Source organism: Oceanobacillus arenosus, assembly GCF_003369575.1.
GTDB classification, from domain to species: domain Bacteria; phylum Bacillota; class Bacilli; order Bacillales; family Amphibacillaceae; genus Oceanobacillus; species Oceanobacillus arenosus.
In genome coordinates this window covers 107,124-125,818 of sequence record NZ_PIOC01000014.1, presented here as the reverse complement: position 1 = coordinate 125,818, position 18,695 = coordinate 107,124, and the positions used below count along the sequence as shown (strand labels likewise).

Genomic DNA, 18,695 nt, shown 5'->3' with positions numbered 1-18,695 from the left:
TAGTATGTGCTAAACCGCCGTCCGAGTTCGCTACGGGCGGATGCTTTCCGCGGGCACGGCCTCAGCCTCCTCGGAAGAAAAGCACTTCCTACGGAGTCTTCGGACTCGTGCTGTTCTCGCAGGAGTCACCGCCCTTCGCTCACCCGGACTGATATAGCTTTCTGATGTTAATATTAATGAATGCAATATAAAAATCATTAAACCATAACTCTATCTATAAATAGGTAGTTTAACTGTAGAGTTTCCTGGGAGCAGACCCCATACACCGAAGACTCCTGCGGGAGCAGAGGCCTAGGTGAGACTACGTAGTGCGTTAGCACGGAGGAGGCTCATCAGCCGCCCGCGGAAAGCGAAGGTGTATGGGGGCTGCGGACCTCGGCAAAGAAATTCTGAATTAAAGTAATCTGCACTTTATCTAAATACCGATATACAATTCATCATGAGATTTCAAGATTAAAATTGGATAAAAACTGCATTCCTGCCAATACTATTAGAGCATAAGGCAAGAATAGAAGGTGATCGCTCGATGACAACCATTGTTTATTTACGAATGAAGAAAAATATTGAGTTTACTGAAATGCAGGAAGTTCGATTGAAGCATATTGCCTATGTTAGCTCAACAGATACTATATTAAATGATAAGCTTAAAAACACACCCATCTATCGTATTACTAAAAAGGATAAAAATATTGTTATTATTGACAGTTTTTTAATTATCGATCATTTAACAAATGCATTTAATACAATTGAAATTCAGCTAATCGGTCCTTCGCAATCGATAATTCGAGTAATTACAAAAAGGAAACCAATCAATATGTTAATTGTATCTGTCGTATGGATAATTTTATTTATCGGAACGGCAATGACAATTATGAATTTCCATTATGACGTAAGCATGCAAGAGGTACAACAGCGGCTACATTACTTACTAACAGGCGAACAGAATGAGTACCCACTTTGGATTCAAATCCCATATTCATTAGGCTTAGGTATTGGCACGCTATTGTTTTTTAATCATTGGTTTAATAAACGATTTAATGAAGAACCAAGTCCACTGGAAGTAGAAATATTTAAATATCAACAAGACCTCGATAGCTATTTGAATCATTACGAAAATAAAGTAAATGATACAAACCCTTCTAGTTAATTTATTCCAAGTAATCATTGGATTTAGTGGAGGTCTTGCTGTTGGTGGAGGGTTCGTCGCATTTATTACGGTACTAGGGATTATACCAAGATTAATTCAATTAACGAATACAGAGAAATTAGTAAAAATGTATGGGGCCTGTGTAATTTTTGGCTTACTGATGGGCAGCTATTTATCATTTGCTGACATTAGATTAAATCAACCGATTATTACTTTAGTCCTTTGGGGGTTATTCCATGGGATATTTAATGGGCTACTTGCAGCTGCATTGACAGAAGTATTAAATGTTTTTCCCGTCGTTTCCAAACGAATAAGAATGGAAAGGCATTTATTGATATTATTAATGGCAATCGTCTTCGGAAAGATAATCGGCTCCTTATTTCAGTGGACCATTTTTGTTAAATAGTTAGAAAGCGTGGTGAACATGATGGGGGTTGCAAATACAAAGCATCCAATTTCAGTTAAAATTAATGATAATCAAGAATATATGAAGGAACATCTCGGTATCGGCCGATCATTTGATGTTGGATTTAGGGAAATTATTATTCTAAAAAAGAAGGTACAGCTCTATTATGTTACAGGGCTATGTGATTCCATCATTTTTCAAGAAATTCTAAAAGTATTAATCCAGATTAATGATTTCGAAAGTAATCTAAAAAAAATCCCTGAAATCATACATAATCGCCTCGTACATCAACAAGTATCGGAGATTGAAACAATGGATGAGGTCGTTGATCAACTTCTTTCAGGATTAATTGTTGTGTTTATTGATGGGGAAAGATACGCCTATGTCGTTGATGTACGAAGCTATCCGGGAAGAACACCACAGGAACCTGATACCGAAAAGGTAATTCGCGGATCAAGGGATGGCTATACAGAAAACATTATCCAAAATACAGCATTAACACGAAGAAGATTACGTGATGAACGATTACGTCTAGAGATGATGAAGATTGGCGAACGCTCAAAAACAGATGTTTGCATTAGCTACTTGCAAGATATTGCTGATGATGGACTGGTAGAAGCCGTGAAGGAAAAGCTAAGTTCTATCGAAATTGATGGGATAACAATGACCGATAAAACGATTGAGGAATATTTTGTTGAGAATAAATGGAATAATTATCCGCTTGTGCGCTATACGGAAAGACCTGATGTTGCGGCAAGCCATTTATTAGAAGGGCATGTAATCGTAATTGTTGATACATCGCCAAGTGTCTTGATTCTACCTGTCACCTTCTTTCACCATTTACAGCATGCAGAAGAATATCGCCAAGCACCAATTGTAGGTACCTTTATTCGGTTTATTCGTTTTTTGGCTGTTCTATCATCATTATATTTGTTGCCGTTTTGGCTGTTGTTAGTAATGGATCCAACCTTACTTCCAAAGCAATTATCGTTTATTGGACCGAATGAAGTTGGAAATATTCCTGTTTTCATCCAAATCATTTTTGCTGGTCTTGGTGTTGAGTTTTTGCGAATGGCGGCAATTCATACTCCAACCCCATTATCAACCTCAATGGGCTTAATTGCAGCGGTGTTAATTGGGCAAATTGCAATTGATGTTGGATTTCTTAGCTCAGAGGTTATTCTTTATGCATCGATTAGCGCAATTGGCTCCTATGTGACACCAAGCTATGAACTAAGCATTGCAAATAAGCTAGTAAGCTTCTCATTAGTGATTGTTGTTGGACTTTTTGGAATAACTGGATTTATAATTGGAACCGTAGCCCATCTGTTATATCTCATTCATTTAAAATCGATCCAAGTACCTTATTTATGGCCATTTATTCCATTCAATGGAAAGGCGATGCTTCACGTTATTTTTAGAATTCCCGTACCATATACAAATACAAGACCAAGTTTTGTACATCCGAAAAATGTGTATAGACAACCGGTTAAAAGGAGCTAATATTGTTAGCTCTTTTGTTTTTTACTTTCCTGTGGTAAAGTAATTTATCATAGGTTTTCGTTTCATTTATCATATTATTGGATGTTAAGAAAGATAATAAACTTTCTTATTACATAAATGTAGGTAAGTCCCCGAATGTATCGATTTTTGCAATATTTCTACTGTGACGTAAGGACAAACATGCTTTTCGATAGTAAGCAAGCGTCAACCTACCCATTATTTAGGGAGAGCAATAATCTTTTAAAAATTAGCTATTATTAAAGAATTGAGGGGATATTTATGATAATCAACCATCATCCATTTCAAGTGAATCAACATGGACATCTAGAAATTGGTGGATTAGATACAATAACACTTGCAGAAAAATACGGTACACCACTATATGTATATGATGTAGCGATGATTCGTGAGAAAGCACGGACTTTTGTGCATACTTTCGAAGAATTAGGCGTCCAGGCAAAGGTTGCTTATGCTAGTAAGGCTTTTTCCTCGATTGCAATGCTACAAGTTGCGAAACAAGAGAATCTATATTTAGATGTTGTTTCCGAAGGTGAATTATATACGGCATTACAAGCTGATTTTCCAACAGATAGAATTCATTTACATGGCAATAATAAAAGCGTAGAAGAATTAACAATGGCGATTGACCATAATATCGGCTGTATTGTTATTGATAACTTCCATGATATCGATTTGCTTACACAGATTCTTCAAGAAAAAAACAAGAAAATGGATGTATTAATGCGAGTTACACCAGGTGTAGAGTCACATACACATGACTATATTATGACTGGAAATGAGGATTCTAAATTTGGATTTAATTTAGAAAATGGTCAAGCAGATGCAGCATTTAAACGATTATTTCAGCATGAGACCATCTGTTTAAAAGGATTGCATTGTCACATTGGCTCACAAATTTTTGAAACTGAGGGATTCATTCTCGCTACAGATATCTTATTCAAAACGTTAGCTAAATGGAAAGAAAACGACGACTATACACCAAGTGTATTGAACCTGGGTGGCGGATTTGGTATACGTTACACTGCAGAAGACGCACCACTACCGTACGAAAAATACGTGAAGGAACTTGTTATAGCAGTTGAGCATCATGTAAGCAAACTTGACATTTCGATGCCAGAGATCTGGCTAGAGCCTGGCCGTTCAATCGTTGGTGAGGCAGGCATCACACTATATACGATTGGATCAATGAAAGAAATTCCGGGCGTTCGTAAGTATATTTCTGTTGATGGTGGAATGGCGGATAATATTCGACCTGCACTTTATCAAGCAAAATATGATGCTGTAATTGCTAATCGGGCAAATAAACCGGCAAACAATCATGTAACAGTAGCAGGAAAAGCTTGTGAATCCGGTGACCAGCTTATTAAGAATTTACCGGTACCGGAAGTTGAATCTGGTGACATACTTGCTGTATTCTCAACGGGGGCATACGGTTATTCAATGGCTAGTCATTATAATCGTTTTGCAAATCCAGCAGTAGTATTTGTTGAAAATCAAACGGACAAGCTCGTAGTGAAAAGAGAAACATATGCAGATGTTGTTCGCAATGATTTATCATATGAATAAATTAAGTGAATAAATGAAAATCACAGTCCCGCCAAAGTAGATTTCTTTTAAATAAAATAATTAAATGGTAGAATGAGTAAGGTTCCATAAATTTTACATTACGAGGAGATGCAATAATGTCTAAAAAAGGATATATCATAATGGAGAATGGTGAAAAAATCGAATTAGAATTTTTCCCAAATGAAGCTCCAAATACAGTAGCAAATTTTGAAAAGCTAGCAAATAGTGGATTTTACGACGGAGTAGTATTCCACCGTGTTATTCCTGGCTTCGTAAGTCAAGGTGGAGACCCTACTGGTACTGGTATGGGCGGCAGTGGCACAACAATTAAATGTGAAACAGATGGCAATCCACACAAGCACGTTGCGGGTAGCTTATCAATGGCACATGCAGGGAAGGATACTGGTTCAAGTCAATTCTTTATTGTTCATGAGCCACAACCACATTTAGACGGTGTTCATACGGTATTCGGAATTGTTACTTCTGGATTAGAAACAGCTTTAGCAATGCAAAATGGGGATGTAATGAAAGAAGTTAAAGTATTTGAAGCTTAATTCAATACGCTTATAAATTACATTTAGGGTGTTATTGATGGATATTTCATTATTAATATTTTTGATTTTGATTGTTGTTCCATGTAGCACCCTAATCCATGAAATGGGTCATGCTTTAGCAGCTAGGATGGTACATGCTGATTCTATTAAACTTTCAATTGGAAGAGGAAAACGACTTACTCGCTTCTCGTTTGAACAGATCCAAATTACTATTAATGTTATATATTTTTTAGATGGTATTACAGTGAGCAGTAGAGCGATTCCTTTTAATAGAAAGGAATTAATATGCATATGTTGCTTAGGTCCTATTTTAAATGGAATAATAGCTTTCCTACTATTTGCAACACTTAACTGGGTATCAAATGAGTATGTACAATTGTTATTCTGGTACAATATATGGCTTGGGTTCGCTAACCTAATCCCTATTAAATATAAAGATAAACATACAGATGGATATACACTTTATAAGCTAATTAAGGAAAAACATCCGCCTAATATATATTAGGTATGTTTTCCAATTATATCGTACATAATGATATTAGCCTCAACTGTCATTGGTAAGATAAAAAGTCTTGCTGGAACAGATACTTATATACTCTTTTCATATTTTATGCTATTATCAATTACAATGAATCCTTTTATTTAGCTGCTTCAAAGGGTGAGCACTTTTTTACATAATTGCGAGTAGGTATAAAGGTTTTTGTAAACCTATGATTACTACTGATGATAAGTTTTCTAATTAAGAGGGGTATCTATGCTAATTCGTTATAAGAAAAATTTAGAAAAGATTGCAATGGGATTATTGTCTTTTATGCCACAAGAAAAAAAAGACGTGAAAAAATTGCTACAAACGATTAAAGAATATGAGACTAATGATGGCTGGCATCTCTACTTATGGAAAGACGAGGATGTATTAGGTGCGATAGGCGTGAAGATTAAAGAGGTTGATAAACAGGTTATTATTCAACATCTTTCGGTTACACCGTCACATCGTAATTTAGGGATTGGTAAACAAATGGTACATGAGATTAGAAAGCAATATCAGGATAAATATACCGTCAGTGCGACAGATGAAATACAAGATTTCTATGATAAATCTGAAGATATTAGTGATCAAATCGATGAACAGTGAAAAACCAGCCCCATTATTTATTGGGCTGGTTTTTCCGTTCAATTAAAATTATTTAGCTGGGTACTATAGCCAAGCAGCCCCAACAATTATTAAAAGAATGAACAATACAACGATTAACGCAAATCCTCCACCATGACCATATCCACCATATCCACCACTCATAATGAAATTCCTCCTTTTTCTTCTTAACATAAATGTTTTGTGGTAACATTTAGCTTACGTTAATAATTTATGATGGTGGCGGTGATGATGTATAGGCACTTGTGACAAAATTGGATAATTAACTAAAGTATGGGGAGAGAAAAAAACGTGAATCAAGCCTATCAGGTTGAATTAGATGTATTTGAGGGTCCGCTTGATTTACTACTACATTTAATTAATCAACAAGAAATTGATATTTATGATATTCCAATGGCAGTTATTACGAAGCAATATATGGAGTTTATTCATACGATGCAAAAACTAGAATTAAATATTGCGAGTGAGTATCTCGTGATGGCAGCAACGCTTGTAGCTATTAAAAGTCAAATGCTATTGCCAAACCAAGATATCGATGAAGAAGCAGAAGAATATATGGATGATCCACGAGAAGAATTAATAGGGCGATTGATTGAATATCGAAAATTTAAAGAAGCCGCACAGAAATTAAAAGAAAAAGAAATTGAAGCAAATCAAATTTTCACACGTCCACCGACATTATTTGATGCATTAGTGGATACGAAGCAACCAGTTACTAAAGGCGAAGTATCTGTTTATGATATGCTAAGCGCGCTTGGAAAGATGTTCGAACGGAAGAAATGGAATGAACCACATGATACAAAAATTGAACGTGCCGAGATTCCGATTCAAACAAGAATGGAAGAAATTATTGAAGTTGTGAAGCGTAAGCAGAACGGAACTCCTTTTGATCAGCTGTTTCCATACCCATCGCGTACACATATTGTCGTTACGTTTATGGCTTTATTAGAATTAATGAAGACCAAGAATGTTTACTGTAAACAAGAGAAACACTTTGATACACTTTTTGTATTTTATTTGGAGGAATAATATTGGAAATTGGGGAAGTAAAAGCAATCATTGAAGGATTATTATTTGCTAGTGGTGATGAAGGAATTGCAATCAAGCAGTTAAGTAAAATAATTGAAATTCAAGAATCAGCTGTAATACATATTCTCGAAGAATTAAAATATGATTATGAACATGCCAATCGCGGAATGATGATCATGCAATCACACGATGTCTTTCATTTAACGACAAAACCGGAACATAGCAACTACTTCAAAAAATTATTAGATATTCCAAAACAAAGCCGAATGTCACAGGCTGCGCTAGAAACGCTTGCAATCATCGCGTATCGTCAGCCAATTACGAAAACAGAAATGGAAGAAATCCGTGGGGTAAATAGTGATCGTGCGGTTCAAACATTGCTAGCCAGATCCTTAATCGAAGAGCTCGGAAGAAAAGATGCTGTCGGCAAACCGATTTTATATGGCACGAGTAAAGACTTTCTTACCTATTTTGGTTTAACATCACTTGACGAGCTACCAGTACTTCCAGAAACAGCAAATACCGAAGAAATGACACAAGAGGCAGATTTATTTTTCGAACGATTTGGAGATGAGCTTGATTTAAGTGATGATCAAGAAACCGAATAATATCTAGTTGCTTAAAATCCTTACATGTTAAAAATTGTAAGGATTTTTTCACGTTTTTTTGTATTGGGCATATGATTTAAAGGGGTGATGGCATGGAAAATAATCAAGCATATCTAAAAGAATTAAATAGATGGGCAGATGAAACGAAGAAAACATTAGAACTTGCAAATCTTCCAGGAAGTGAAAGTTGGATAGAAGCTATTTCTAATTGGAAAACGAACGTAAATCATTATTTGGTTAATGGGAGGGAAATCCTAACAGAGGACGAACTCCAACGCTTACAGCAAGAGGGTCAGAGAATCCTAGATTCGTTGGTAAATTATTATCAAATGGACAGTGTGCCATATGGAAAGCACCAATTACCACCGCTTCCATATTCATACGATGCACTTGAACCATATATAAGTGAAGAAATTATGCGTTTACATCATGATATCCATCATAAGGCATATGTTGAGGGACTGAATAAAGCGGAAAAAGCACTATATCTTAATCTAAAAGATAAGAGTATTGTTAAACATTGGCTGCGGGAACAGGCATACAATGGTTCCGGTCATAATTTACACACGATATTCTGGTTCAATATGACACCTAAATCTACCAAGTATCCAATCAAAGAGTTAAAGCAACAACTCGAGAAAGACTTTGGATCATGGGAGAGGTTTAGAGATTTATTTTCCAATGTCGCCAGTTCCGTTGAAGGTGTTGGCTGGGCTGTTTTACTTTGGAATCCCAGAAGTGGAAAACTAGGTATACAATCCATTGAGAAGCACCAATTATTCCAGCTTGCAGACTCCATTCCGTTACTTGTTCTTGATATGTGGGAGCATGCTTATTATCTACAGTACAAAACAGATAAAGCATCGTATATTAAAAATTGGTGGAATATCGTGAACTGGGAAGATGTGAATAATCGCTATTTAGAAGCAAGTAAGTTGAAATGGAAGTTATATTAAATCAGTGTCAAATAGGAGTATATTCATTTTTTCTTGTTAGCTAGGTTTCCCACAGTGCATGTCTATTTTTCTAAATGATTCATAACCGATATTATCCTGCATAAAATGTATGGACATCATATCTGTGGGAGGAAACCTACTATGCGAACCGTTATCACAATATTAACAGTATTATTTATTGTCAGCATTTTCCCGACTGTTGGACAAGCAGCACCCAATGTCTCGGCAAATAATGCTGTTTTGATAGAGCAAAGTACTGGTAGAGTATTGTTTGAAAAAAATGCCAATGACCGAGCATCGATAGCCAGTATTACAAAAATCATGACCGCACTCATTGCAATTGAATCGGGAAAGATGGACGAGAAAGCAAAGACCAGCAGGGAAGCAATCTATACGGAAGGATCTTCAATTTACCTTGAACAAGGAGAGAAAATGAAACTAGAGGATTTGGTCTACGGTTTAATGCTTCGCTCTGGTAATGATGCTGCTGTCTCGATAGCAGAACATGTTGGCGCTAGTGAAGAAGGATTTGTCTTCTTAATGAATGAGAAGGCGAAATGGCTGGGAATGAACAATACTAATTTCGAGAATCCTCATGGTCTAGATTCGGACAACCATTATTCGAGTGCGTATGACATGGCAATTCTCATGCGTTATGCAATGCAAAATGAACAATTTAGAACGATTACTGGCGCGAATTCCTATCGCTCTGAAAACAGATCCTATAGCTGGGTAAATAAAAATAAATTATTAACACAGCTGTATGAGCCAACAAATGGCGGGAAAACTGGCTTTACAAAAAAAACAGGCCGAACATTGGTTTCATCAGCTTCAAAGGACGGAATGGATTTAATTGTTGTAACTTTAAACGCTCCTGATGACTGGCAGGATCATATCAATCTATACGAATGGGGATTCGACCATTATAAGTTAGAAACGCTTAGTAAAGAAGGGGATGTTACATACAAGCTCAACAATAGTGAGGAAGTAAGTGGATATGTTACAGAAGAAATCAAATACCCACTGACACAGGATGAACAGCAGGCATTGAAGAAGAAAACCTACTTACTTGACCCCGGGGAAAATATGGATATCATAGGAAAAACTGTCTTCGAAATAGGTGACGAGCAATTGATTGAAACGCCAATCCATAGGGAGAAGAAAGGCAACATTGGATCGACAGTTTTAACTATGTATAAGAAATTAGTAGGTATAAGCAAATGGTAAATTTAATTTGGGCATTTATGGCGATCGTTGGAATTGTTTATGCGATGTTTAACGGAACAATGGATGAAGTGAACAAGGCATTATTTGAAAGTGCAAATGATGCAGTGACGTTATCGATTGGACTAATAAGTATCTTAGTTTTTTGGCTAGGGATTATGAAAATAGCAGAATCTGCAGGTATACTGAAAGCTTTGTCTAAAGCTTTAATGCCGGTTGTCAGCAAATTGTTTCCAGAAATACCAAAGGGTCATCCGGCAATGGGTTATATTTTATCGAATATTACTGCAAATATATTTGGCCTGGGAAATGCAGCAACACCGATGGGGCTTAAAGCAATGGAAGAAATGAAACATTTGAGCGGAACAGATACTGCATCGAGATCCATGATTACTTTTCTAGCATTAAATACATCTGGATTAACCTTAATTCCAACAACTGTAATTGCAATCCGGATGCAATATCATTCTGTCTCCCCAACAGAAATTATAGGAACGACAATTATTACAACGGTTATATCTTTAATCAGTGCCATTTTACTTGATCGGCTTTTCTATTACCAAAGTATTAGGAGGAAGAAATAATGGCTATCATCACAGCGGTAAGTACTTGGCTGATTCCGTGCTTTCTATTAATTGTCCTCTCTGTCGCTTCTTGGAAGAAGGTTCCTACATATGAATTATTCGTTGAGGGAGGAAAAGAAGGTGTCAAAATGGCATTTTCTCTACTTCCTTTTTTAGTAGGAATGATTGTATCGATTTCGATATTAAGAAGTTCTGGTGCAATCGATGCAATGATTAATTTGATCGCACCAGTATTAATGACCTTTGGAGTTCCTCCTGAAATTATTCCACTTGCATTTGTTCGGCCAATATCAGGGACAGCTGCCCTTGGAATAACTACCGAGTTAATTAGCACGCATGGGCCAGACTCCTTTATTGGAAGACTAGCATCGACAATGCAAGGAAGTATGGACACGACCCTTTACATTTTAACCGTCTATTTTGGTGCTGTTGGCATTAAAAAAATGAAATATGCCCTAAAGGTTGGACTATTAGCCGATTTGGTTGGTATAATAACATCAATCCTCATTGTAAAAATGGTATTTGGATGATGCCTTTCTTTTTATAATGAAATAAGTCAAATGAGTAGCGTTAACACTCTGTTAGCGCTATTATTATGTAAGAAAAAAATAAAGAAATTATGGTGATAATATGACAGACAACCAAGAAAGATTGCAAAAAGTAATCGCACAAAGCGGCATTACCTCAAGAAGAAAAGCAGAGCAGCTTATTTTAGATGGGAAAGTAAAAGTGAATGGACAAGTTGTTGTTACATTAGGTACGAAGGTGTCTAACAACGATCAAATTGAGGTGAATGACGTTCCATTAGAAAAAGAAGCACATGTTTATTATATGTTGTATAAGCCGCGCGGGGTTATCTCAAGTGTGAGTGATGATAAAGGTAGAAAAGTCGTTACCGATTTATTAGATGGCGTGACAGAACGCGTTTTTCCAATAGGTAGATTGGATTATGATACATCAGGGATATTACTGCTTACCAATGATGGCGATTTCGCGCATCATTTAATGCATCCTAAGTATGAAGTTGAAAAAAAATACGTTGCAAAACTTAAAGGAATACCAACTAAACCAGAATTAGAGAAGTTAAGAAAAGGTGTAAAAGCGGAAAACGATTTATTAAAAGTAGCTGACTATAATATTCTATCTTCTGATAAGACGAAAAACACGATGATAATTGAAATTAAATTACGTGAAGGAAAAAATCGCCACGTGAGAAGAATGATGGAGCAATTAGGCTATCCAGTAATGAAGTTAAAACGGGAACAGTATGGAATGTTAACTTTAAAAGGCTTGAAACCTGGGGCATATCGTGCCTTAACACTAAAAGAGGTAAAACAGATACGGAATTTAGCAACTGAAATTGTTGAATAATAGACAAAATTTAATCTTTACAAGCGTGCTATAATGGCTTGGGGAGGGTCTAGAACAAATGAGCTTGGATCAAATAAAAGATAAAAAGAAAAGAAAAAAAAGAAATCGGTTAATCTTTAGAACTTCTATTCTGGTTGTACTTTTAGGTGCAGTTATATTTGCGTTAGTCTCTAACTTGCAAGCGGATAATACGATTTACCGGGCAGGAGACGCAGCACCGGATTTCAAATTACAACAAATTAGTAATAATAATGAATTAGAATCTGTTCAACTAAGTGATTTTAAGGGGAAAGGTGTCATGCTAAACTTCTGGGGAACATGGTGTGAGCCATGTAAAGCGGAAATGCCTTATATGGAGTCTTTATATCCGGAATATCAAGATAAAGGAATTGAAATTCTGGCCGTTAGTTTGGATGGTACCGAATTAGCTGTAGATCGATTCATTGATGAATACGATTTGACATTCCCTGTACCCTTCGATAGAACTGGTATTGTAAGAGACTTATATAAAATCGGACCGATACCTAGTACATTCTTCATTAATCCTGAAGGAAAGATAGAAGAAGTTGTCAATGGCGCCTTATCATTAGATCGTCTCGAGGGGTATTTACAAGATATTCAACCAAATTAGGGTGTAATTAGCAATGGGGGATAAACATGAAAGAAATAAAATGTGAATGTGGACATGTAAATCCTGTTGGTACTGTCCTATGTGAAGCATGTGGTAGACCAATAGAGGGGAATCAACACCTAGACGGAAATAACGAGAAAAGATTACTGAATATGCGCTACGATGGGACAGCTCGGCGCTCACAAACCTATAATAAATCGATTATTGATAAGATATGGAGTTTCTTCTCATCCGTTAAAGTGGGTGTCTGGCTGATCGTGCTTGCTTTAGTTGCTTCAATGGTCGGCACGATTTTCCCACAGGAAGTATACATACCTGCAAATGCACCATCTCGCGATCCAGCAGTTTATTACGAGGATCAGTATGGAATATTCGGTTTAATTTTTTATCAATTAGGTTTTCATAATTTATATACGTCATGGTGGTATCTTGTTATTATCGCTTTAATTGGGATTTCTTTAGTCATTTGTAGTCTTGACAGGTTTGTTCCATTATTTAAAGCATTGCGGCACCAAAAGGCCCAGAAACATATTAGCTTCCTAAGTAGACAACGCTTATATAGTGAAACAGATGTTGCATCAAACGAAGAGATTGAAACGGTAAAAAATAATTTAAAGAAGCAACGCTATAATATTAAAGAAGAGAATGGACATATTCTAGCTGAGAAAGGTAGATTTTCCAGATGGGGTCCATATGTAAATCATATTGGTCTAATTATTATATTAGTAGCCGCAATATTACGTGTTACTCCATTCTTTTATATGGAAGAGTATGTCTGGGTCCGCGAGGGGCAAAAACCAATTGTCATACCCGGAACAGATGGCCAATATTATATTGAAAATAAGGATTTCATTTTAGAGACTCATAGTAAAGATGATAAACGATTTGAAGCAGCAATTGCTGAGGAAGGCATGATTCCAAGTAATTTTCAGACGGATATTGTAATCTATCAGACAAGTGATAAGACAGTTCCGGGAGCAGATGCGGAGCTTGATCCAATTCTCGAAGGCTCCGTCCGAATGAATGATCCAGCTAAATTTGATAAATATACGGTTTACCAATCTGGATATCAATTAAATGAATTTACCTCGATGACGTTTAGAATTCATGAAACAGCGGATACGGAAGAGGCAGCACTTGATACGTTCACTGTTGATTTAACAGCACCTGAAGCCGAATATAATTTAGATAGCGGTTTCCGTGTTGTTGTTGATAAGTATTACCCAGATTATTATCTTGATAGTAATGGAATTCCTGCATCTGAAACTAATTTTCCGCGAAATCCAGCATATGTGTTTTTAATTTATCCACCAAATAGTGATACTGCGGAAGTTAGCTTTGTTGGAATTGGTAGAAATATAGATGCGACTGGGGAAAATATCTATAAACTTGGTATAGAGGACTTTGAAATGCATGATGTAAGCGGACTTACCGTGAAATATGATCGTTCATTGCCTTTATTCGGTATCGGGGCAGCAATCTTTATGATTGGTGTTATTCAGGGGATGTACTGGCAGCATCGGCGAATTTGGATCCATCCAAGTGAAAATGGTATATTAATGGCTGGTCACACGAATAAAAATTGGTTTGGAATAAAGAAAGATATTGAGAAAGTCATTAAAGGTACGAACATTAAAATGGTCGAGGATCAACAAGAATTAGATGAGAAATAACAGTCATTCTTACATCGGTTTCATAAGGGGGATTTATTAATGGACATACTCAGTGTCAGCAGTGGGGCGCTTTATTCTGCATTTGTACTCTATTTAATTGCAACATTATTCTTCGGGGCAACGGTAAGAGATAAGCGGACAGATAAGAAACAGCATACAGTGTCAGCCAAAATTGCAATTACGTTAACGATAATTGGTTTTGCAGCACAGATTGTTTATTTTATAACGAGATGGTTTGCAAGTGGACATGCACCGGTAAGTAATATGTTTGAATTTATGACCTTTCTTGGCATGTGTACTGTCTTTGCATTTATTATTATTTATTTCTACTATAAATTAAGCTTTTTAGGACTATTTGCATTACCGATTTCAATGATTATTATTGCATATGCAAGTATGTTTCCAACAGATGTTGCACCACTTGTGCCTTCATTACAAAGCCACTGGCTATATATTCATGTAACAACAGTTGCATTGGGGCAAGGGATATTATTTATTAGCTTTGTCGCAGGACTGATGTATTTAATTAAAGAAATTGATCAGACTGTTAAGAGTAAAAAAACAATGTGGTTAGAAATTGTTATCTATATATTATTTATATTTATTGGATTTATTGGGATTACATCAGCATTCGGCATGATGAATTATAATGCTACATTTGAATATCCGTCAGGCGGAGAGACGATAAAGTCAGAATATAAATTACCTGCAATTGCTGGTCCAAACGAGGGTACATTAATAACGGAAAATGTTATGGAGCCTTGGTTTGAAACACCAAACTGGTTACAGGGCCAAGATGCCGGTCGCAAATTTAATACAGTTATTTGGTCACTCATTACTGGAACAATTCTGTTTGTCATTGTTCGTCTAATTATTAGAAAAAGAGTAGGTGCTGCGATTCAACCGCTCTTTAAAAATGTTAAAGCTGACTTACTAGATGAAATTGGCTATCGCTCTGTGACAATTGGTTTCCCAGTATTTACTCTAGGAGGATTAATTTTTGCGGCAATCTGGGCGCAAATCGCCTGGGGAAGGTTCTGGGGCTGGGACCCGAAAGAAGTTTGGGCATTAGTAACCTGGTTCTTCTACGCAGCCTATTTGCACCTTCGACTTTCAAGAGGATGGCATGGTGAAAAATCAGCATGGCTAGCAGTAATCGGATTCGGTATCATCATGTTCAACCTAATTGTCGTTAACCTAGTCCTAGCAGGATTGCATTCATATGCATAGAAAAGACGATTACTTTTTGCAAGTATAGGATGATAGTACGAAGTTGATGTAAAGTACGAACTAGTCATAATTATGATTTCAGAACTGGTCAGTAGTTGCTATTTACACAAAAGGTTACATTCTAATACTTCAATCAACTTCGATTGTAAGTGATAAGTTACTCTTTTTAGATGCCTATTAACAATTCCAGCGGAAGAAATACACGGAGACTTCTGCGGGAAGAAGAGCCTAGGTGAGACAACGAAGCGCGATAGCGTGAGTAGGCTCACCAGCTCCCCTAAGATGCGCGTAGTGTATTTCTGGAGCGACTGCCTGAGAGCCTCAAGCACTAAACTAGTCAGCATTTTATATATAATGTGCATAAGCATTTACAGGTGAGGTATCATTGATGCTTCGCCTGTTTTCTTATACAAATTGTCATAAATCGTTTATACTTTAACTAATAGTAGAATTTAGGGGGAACAAAAATGGGTTCGGAAACAAAGATTTTAATCGTTGACGATGAAGAGAGAATTCGTAGATTAATGCGAATGTATTTAGAGAGAGAAGAATACACGGTTGAAGAAGCCGACAATGGAAAAGACGCTTTAGAAAAAGCCCTAGCGGATGAGTATGATGTAATATTATTAGATATCATGATGCCAGAAATGGATGGAATAGAGGTTTGCCAAGAGCTCAGAAAAGAGAAGGCAACCCCAGTTATTATGCTAACCGCCAAAGGGGAAGAGGCGAATCGAGTACAAGGATTCGAAGTTGGTGCCGATGACTACATCGTTAAACCATTTAGCCCAAGGGAAGCTGTATTACGCATAAAAGCATTGTTACGTAGAGTTTCTACTGCTAAATTTAAGGATACAGACGTAGCAACAAAGGACATTCTTGTTTTTCCACATATAACAATTGACCATGATGCACATCGCGTAACAGCCGATGGGCAGGAGGTAACATTAACGCCAAAAGAGTATGAATTACTTTGCTTTTTAGCAAAATCCCCTGATAAGGTTTTTAAACGGGAGCATCTATTAAAAGAAGTTTGGCAATATGAATTCTTTGGTGACCTACGAACCGTCGATACACATGTGAAACGATTAAGGGAAAAATTAAGCAGTGCATCGAAAACCGCAGCTAAAATGATTGTAACCGTCTGGGGGGTAGGCTATAAATTTGAGGTAGATGATGAGTGATGATATGGCGTAGTGTAGTCGGTAAGCTTGCAATAACGATATTTCTTCTTGTCAGTTTTGTACTGTTTATTTTATCTATTTTCTTGTTAGAGTTTTTTAAGAGCTATCATATAAGCGAAGCAGAGAAGGACATGATGCAAACTGCTTCAAAAATTTCACTAATTGCGAATCAACAGGCAGATAGAAAATATATCCAGGAAACGACAGAGTTAATAAAAACACCCACAAGTCGTGTTGCCATTATGTATCCGGATGGAGAACTATGGGTATCCAATACTAGCGCAAGAGATCTACAGGAATTTAATAGAGCATGGTTTGAAAATGAACAAGAACTATCTGACGTCATATCGACGAAGAAAGAGGTTCAAAAAGAAATTATTCTACCAGAAAATAAAATGGAAATTATCATTGTTGGCACACCGCTATTAGATAATGGGGCAATTTTCGTTTATCAGTCATTAGAAGTAATTAATCAAACCGAAGCGGAGACTAGTAAAATAATTGTACTCGCAGGTGGTATCGCACTTGTCTTGACTACTTTTTTTGCCATTTTCCTATCAACCAGAATATCATCTCCATTGATTAAAATGCGGGAGGCTGCTTCCAATTTAACGCGAGGCGAATTCGATACGAAGGTTCCTATTTTAACAAATGATGAAATCGGTGATCTGGCAAAAGAATTTAATCGTATGGGACAGCAACTTAAGTTCCATATCAATGCATTGCGACAAGAAAAAGAACAATTATCTAGTATTGTAAGCTCGATGGCCGATGGTGTCGTCACCCTTAATCGTAATGGGGACATGATCGTAACGAATACACCTGCAGATAAATTTATCGAGAATTGGTATTTTGAAAATAATATTAAAGTTACTCGTAAAAACCAAACATTGCCAAAAGAATTGAATGAGGCATTACAAGAAGTGATAAATGATGAAAAAAAAGCCTTACGTGAGATCAATCTCCAAGGAAGAAATTATGTAATGTTAATGACTCCTTTATATGATCAATCTTACATAAGGGGGGCCGTTGCAGTTATCCGTGATATGACCGAGGAAAGACGATTAGATATCTTACGCAAAGACTTTATTGCCAATGTCTCTCATGAGCTGCGTACACCTATTTCTTTACTTCAAGGCTATAGTGAAGCAATTGTTGATGATATTGCTGAAAGTAATGAGGAGAAAAATGAACTTGCTAAAATCATTCACGAGGAATCATTACGGATGAATCGATTAGTAAATGAGCTATTAGACATCGCTCAAATGGAGGCAGGTCATATCAAGCTCAATATTGAAAGCGTAGATCTTGATAGTTTTGTGCAACGAATAATGAAGAAATTTCAGGGACTTGCTAATGATAATCAATTGAAGCTGTCTTTGTCAGAGAATTTTTCGATTCCGAGTGCTTATTTTGATCCAGATCGAATCGAACAGGTATTCACAAACTTAATCGATAATGCCATTCGCCATACAAATGAAAATGGATTCGTTCATGTTAATGTCAAGAATACAGAAGAAGAGCTGTATGTAGCAATCGAGGATAATGGTAGTGGGATTCCTGAAGAAGATTTACCATTCGTTTTTGAGCGCTTTTACAAAGCAGATAAATCAAGAACTAGAAATAACCAGAAAAAGGGAACCGGTTTGGGTCTTGCAATCGCTAAAAACATTATCGATACCCACCATGGATTATTGAATGTGCAGAGTAAACTAAATCAAGGAACAACCTTTAGTTTTATCATTCCGCAAAAGGATTATAGAAAGCATCCGAAAGTGATTGAAAGATAAGAATAGATCTTCGAAATCTTTTCAAACCTACCAACATATGGTATGATACGGGTGTAATTTTAATTGAA

20 protein-coding genes are annotated in these 18,695 nt (G+C 36.6%); 19 read left to right on the top strand and 1 reads right to left on the bottom strand.

Translation table 11 applies throughout. The features are described 5' to 3' along the window. The first annotated feature begins 526 nt into the window (after nt 1-526). From CWR48_RS08740 to CWR48_RS08710, 7 genes are all read left to right on the top strand, one after another. Complete coding sequence (locus CWR48_RS08740) at nt 527-1,147, top strand: stage V sporulation protein AA (protein WP_115772854.1); 621 nt, start codon at nt 527-529, stop codon at nt 1,145-1,147. Further along, complete coding sequence (locus tag CWR48_RS08735; protein ID WP_115772853.1) at nt 1,125-1,553, top strand: stage V sporulation protein AB; 429 nt, start codon at nt 1,125-1,127, stop codon at nt 1,551-1,553. The genes CWR48_RS08740 and CWR48_RS08735 overlap by 23 nt, the downstream gene beginning before the upstream one ends. Nucleotides 1,554-1,574: 21 nt before the next feature. After that, nucleotides 1,575-3,056, top strand: a complete 1,482-nt coding sequence (locus CWR48_RS08730; protein WP_115772852.1) for a spore germination protein — start codon at nt 1,575-1,577, stop codon at nt 3,054-3,056. A gap of 279 nt (nt 3,057-3,335) precedes the next feature. Beyond that, nucleotides 3,336-4,643, top strand: coding sequence for a diaminopimelate decarboxylase (lysA, locus tag CWR48_RS08725; protein ID WP_115772851.1), 1,308 nt, complete (start codon nt 3,336-3,338; stop codon nt 4,641-4,643). A gap of 116 nt (nt 4,644-4,759) precedes the next feature. Beyond that, nucleotides 4,760-5,197 (top strand): peptidylprolyl isomerase, encoded by a 438-nt coding sequence (locus CWR48_RS08720; RefSeq protein WP_115772850.1) that lies wholly within the window; start codon nt 4,760-4,762, stop codon nt 5,195-5,197. Between the two features lie 37 nt (nt 5,198-5,234). Beyond that, entirely contained in the window at nt 5,235-5,702 is a 468-nt protein-coding gene (locus tag CWR48_RS08715; protein ID WP_115772849.1) for a M50 family metallopeptidase, read from the top strand. A 249-nt stretch (nt 5,703-5,951) separates the two neighbouring features. After that, a complete protein-coding gene (locus tag CWR48_RS08710) occupies nt 5,952-6,329 on the top strand; it encodes a GNAT family N-acetyltransferase (RefSeq protein ID WP_115772848.1) in 378 nt (125 codons plus the stop codon). A 63-nt stretch (nt 6,330-6,392) separates the two neighbouring features. On the opposite strand, the gene CWR48_RS08705 is transcribed toward CWR48_RS08710, so the two are convergent. Then, nucleotides 6,393-6,491 (bottom strand): YjcZ family sporulation protein, encoded by a 99-nt coding sequence (locus tag CWR48_RS08705; RefSeq protein WP_115772847.1) that lies wholly within the window; start codon nt 6,489-6,491, stop codon nt 6,393-6,395. Nucleotides 6,492-6,638: 147 nt separating this feature from the next. Here CWR48_RS08705 and CWR48_RS08700 point away from each other — a divergent pair, with 147 nt between their 5' ends. From CWR48_RS08700 to CWR48_RS08645, 12 genes are all read left to right on the top strand, one after another. Further along, nucleotides 6,639-7,376: a segregation/condensation protein A gene (locus CWR48_RS08700; RefSeq protein ID WP_115772846.1), complete on the top strand. Its 738-nt coding sequence runs from the start codon at nt 6,639-6,641 to the stop codon at nt 7,374-7,376. Between the two features lie 2 nt (nt 7,377-7,378). Continuing rightward, a complete protein-coding gene (gene scpB, locus CWR48_RS08695; protein WP_115772845.1) occupies nt 7,379-7,984 on the top strand; it encodes an SMC-Scp complex subunit ScpB in 606 nt (201 codons plus the stop codon). A 92-nt stretch (nt 7,985-8,076) separates the two neighbouring features. Next, nucleotides 8,077-8,940, top strand: coding sequence for a superoxide dismutase (locus tag CWR48_RS08690; protein WP_115772844.1), 864 nt, complete (start codon nt 8,077-8,079; stop codon nt 8,938-8,940). Nucleotides 8,941-9,081: 141 nt separating this feature from the next. After that, complete coding sequence (locus CWR48_RS08685) at nt 9,082-10,167, top strand: D-alanyl-D-alanine carboxypeptidase family protein (protein ID WP_115772843.1); 1,086 nt, start codon at nt 9,082-9,084, stop codon at nt 10,165-10,167. Next, complete coding sequence (locus CWR48_RS08680) at nt 10,161-10,748, top strand: nucleoside recognition domain-containing protein (protein ID WP_115772842.1); 588 nt, start codon at nt 10,161-10,163, stop codon at nt 10,746-10,748. Before CWR48_RS08685 ends, CWR48_RS08680 begins: the two co-directional genes overlap by 7 nt. Next, nucleotides 10,748-11,278, top strand: a complete 531-nt coding sequence (locus CWR48_RS08675) for a spore maturation protein (RefSeq protein ID WP_115772841.1) — start codon at nt 10,748-10,750, stop codon at nt 11,276-11,278. The genes CWR48_RS08680 and CWR48_RS08675 overlap by 1 nt, the downstream gene beginning before the upstream one ends. A gap of 100 nt (nt 11,279-11,378) precedes the next feature. Next, nucleotides 11,379-12,119 carry a pseudouridine synthase gene (locus CWR48_RS08670; protein ID WP_115772840.1) on the top strand — a complete coding sequence of 247 codons (741 nt, stop codon included), beginning with the start codon at nt 11,379-11,381 and terminating at the stop codon, nt 12,117-12,119. A 58-nt stretch (nt 12,120-12,177) separates the two neighbouring features. Then, nucleotides 12,178-12,750 carry a thiol-disulfide oxidoreductase ResA gene (resA, locus tag CWR48_RS08665; RefSeq protein ID WP_115772839.1) on the top strand — a complete coding sequence of 191 codons (573 nt, stop codon included), beginning with the start codon at nt 12,178-12,180 and terminating at the stop codon, nt 12,748-12,750. A 26-nt stretch (nt 12,751-12,776) separates the two neighbouring features. Beyond that, nucleotides 12,777-14,423, top strand: a complete 1,647-nt coding sequence (gene resB / locus CWR48_RS08660; RefSeq protein WP_115772838.1) for a cytochrome c biogenesis protein ResB — start codon at nt 12,777-12,779, stop codon at nt 14,421-14,423. A 45-nt stretch (nt 14,424-14,468) separates the two neighbouring features. Continuing rightward, a complete protein-coding gene (gene ccsB / locus CWR48_RS08655; protein WP_170140737.1) occupies nt 14,469-15,653 on the top strand; it encodes a c-type cytochrome biogenesis protein CcsB in 1,185 nt (394 codons plus the stop codon). Between the two features lie 467 nt (nt 15,654-16,120). Beyond that, nucleotides 16,121-16,837: a response regulator transcription factor gene (locus tag CWR48_RS08650; protein WP_115772836.1), complete on the top strand. Its 717-nt coding sequence runs from the start codon at nt 16,121-16,123 to the stop codon at nt 16,835-16,837. After that, nucleotides 16,837-18,627, top strand: coding sequence for an ATP-binding protein (locus CWR48_RS08645; protein WP_115772835.1), 1,791 nt, complete (start codon nt 16,837-16,839; stop codon nt 18,625-18,627). Before CWR48_RS08650 ends, CWR48_RS08645 begins: the two co-directional genes overlap by 1 nt. Nucleotides 18,628-18,695: the final 68 nt, after the last annotated feature.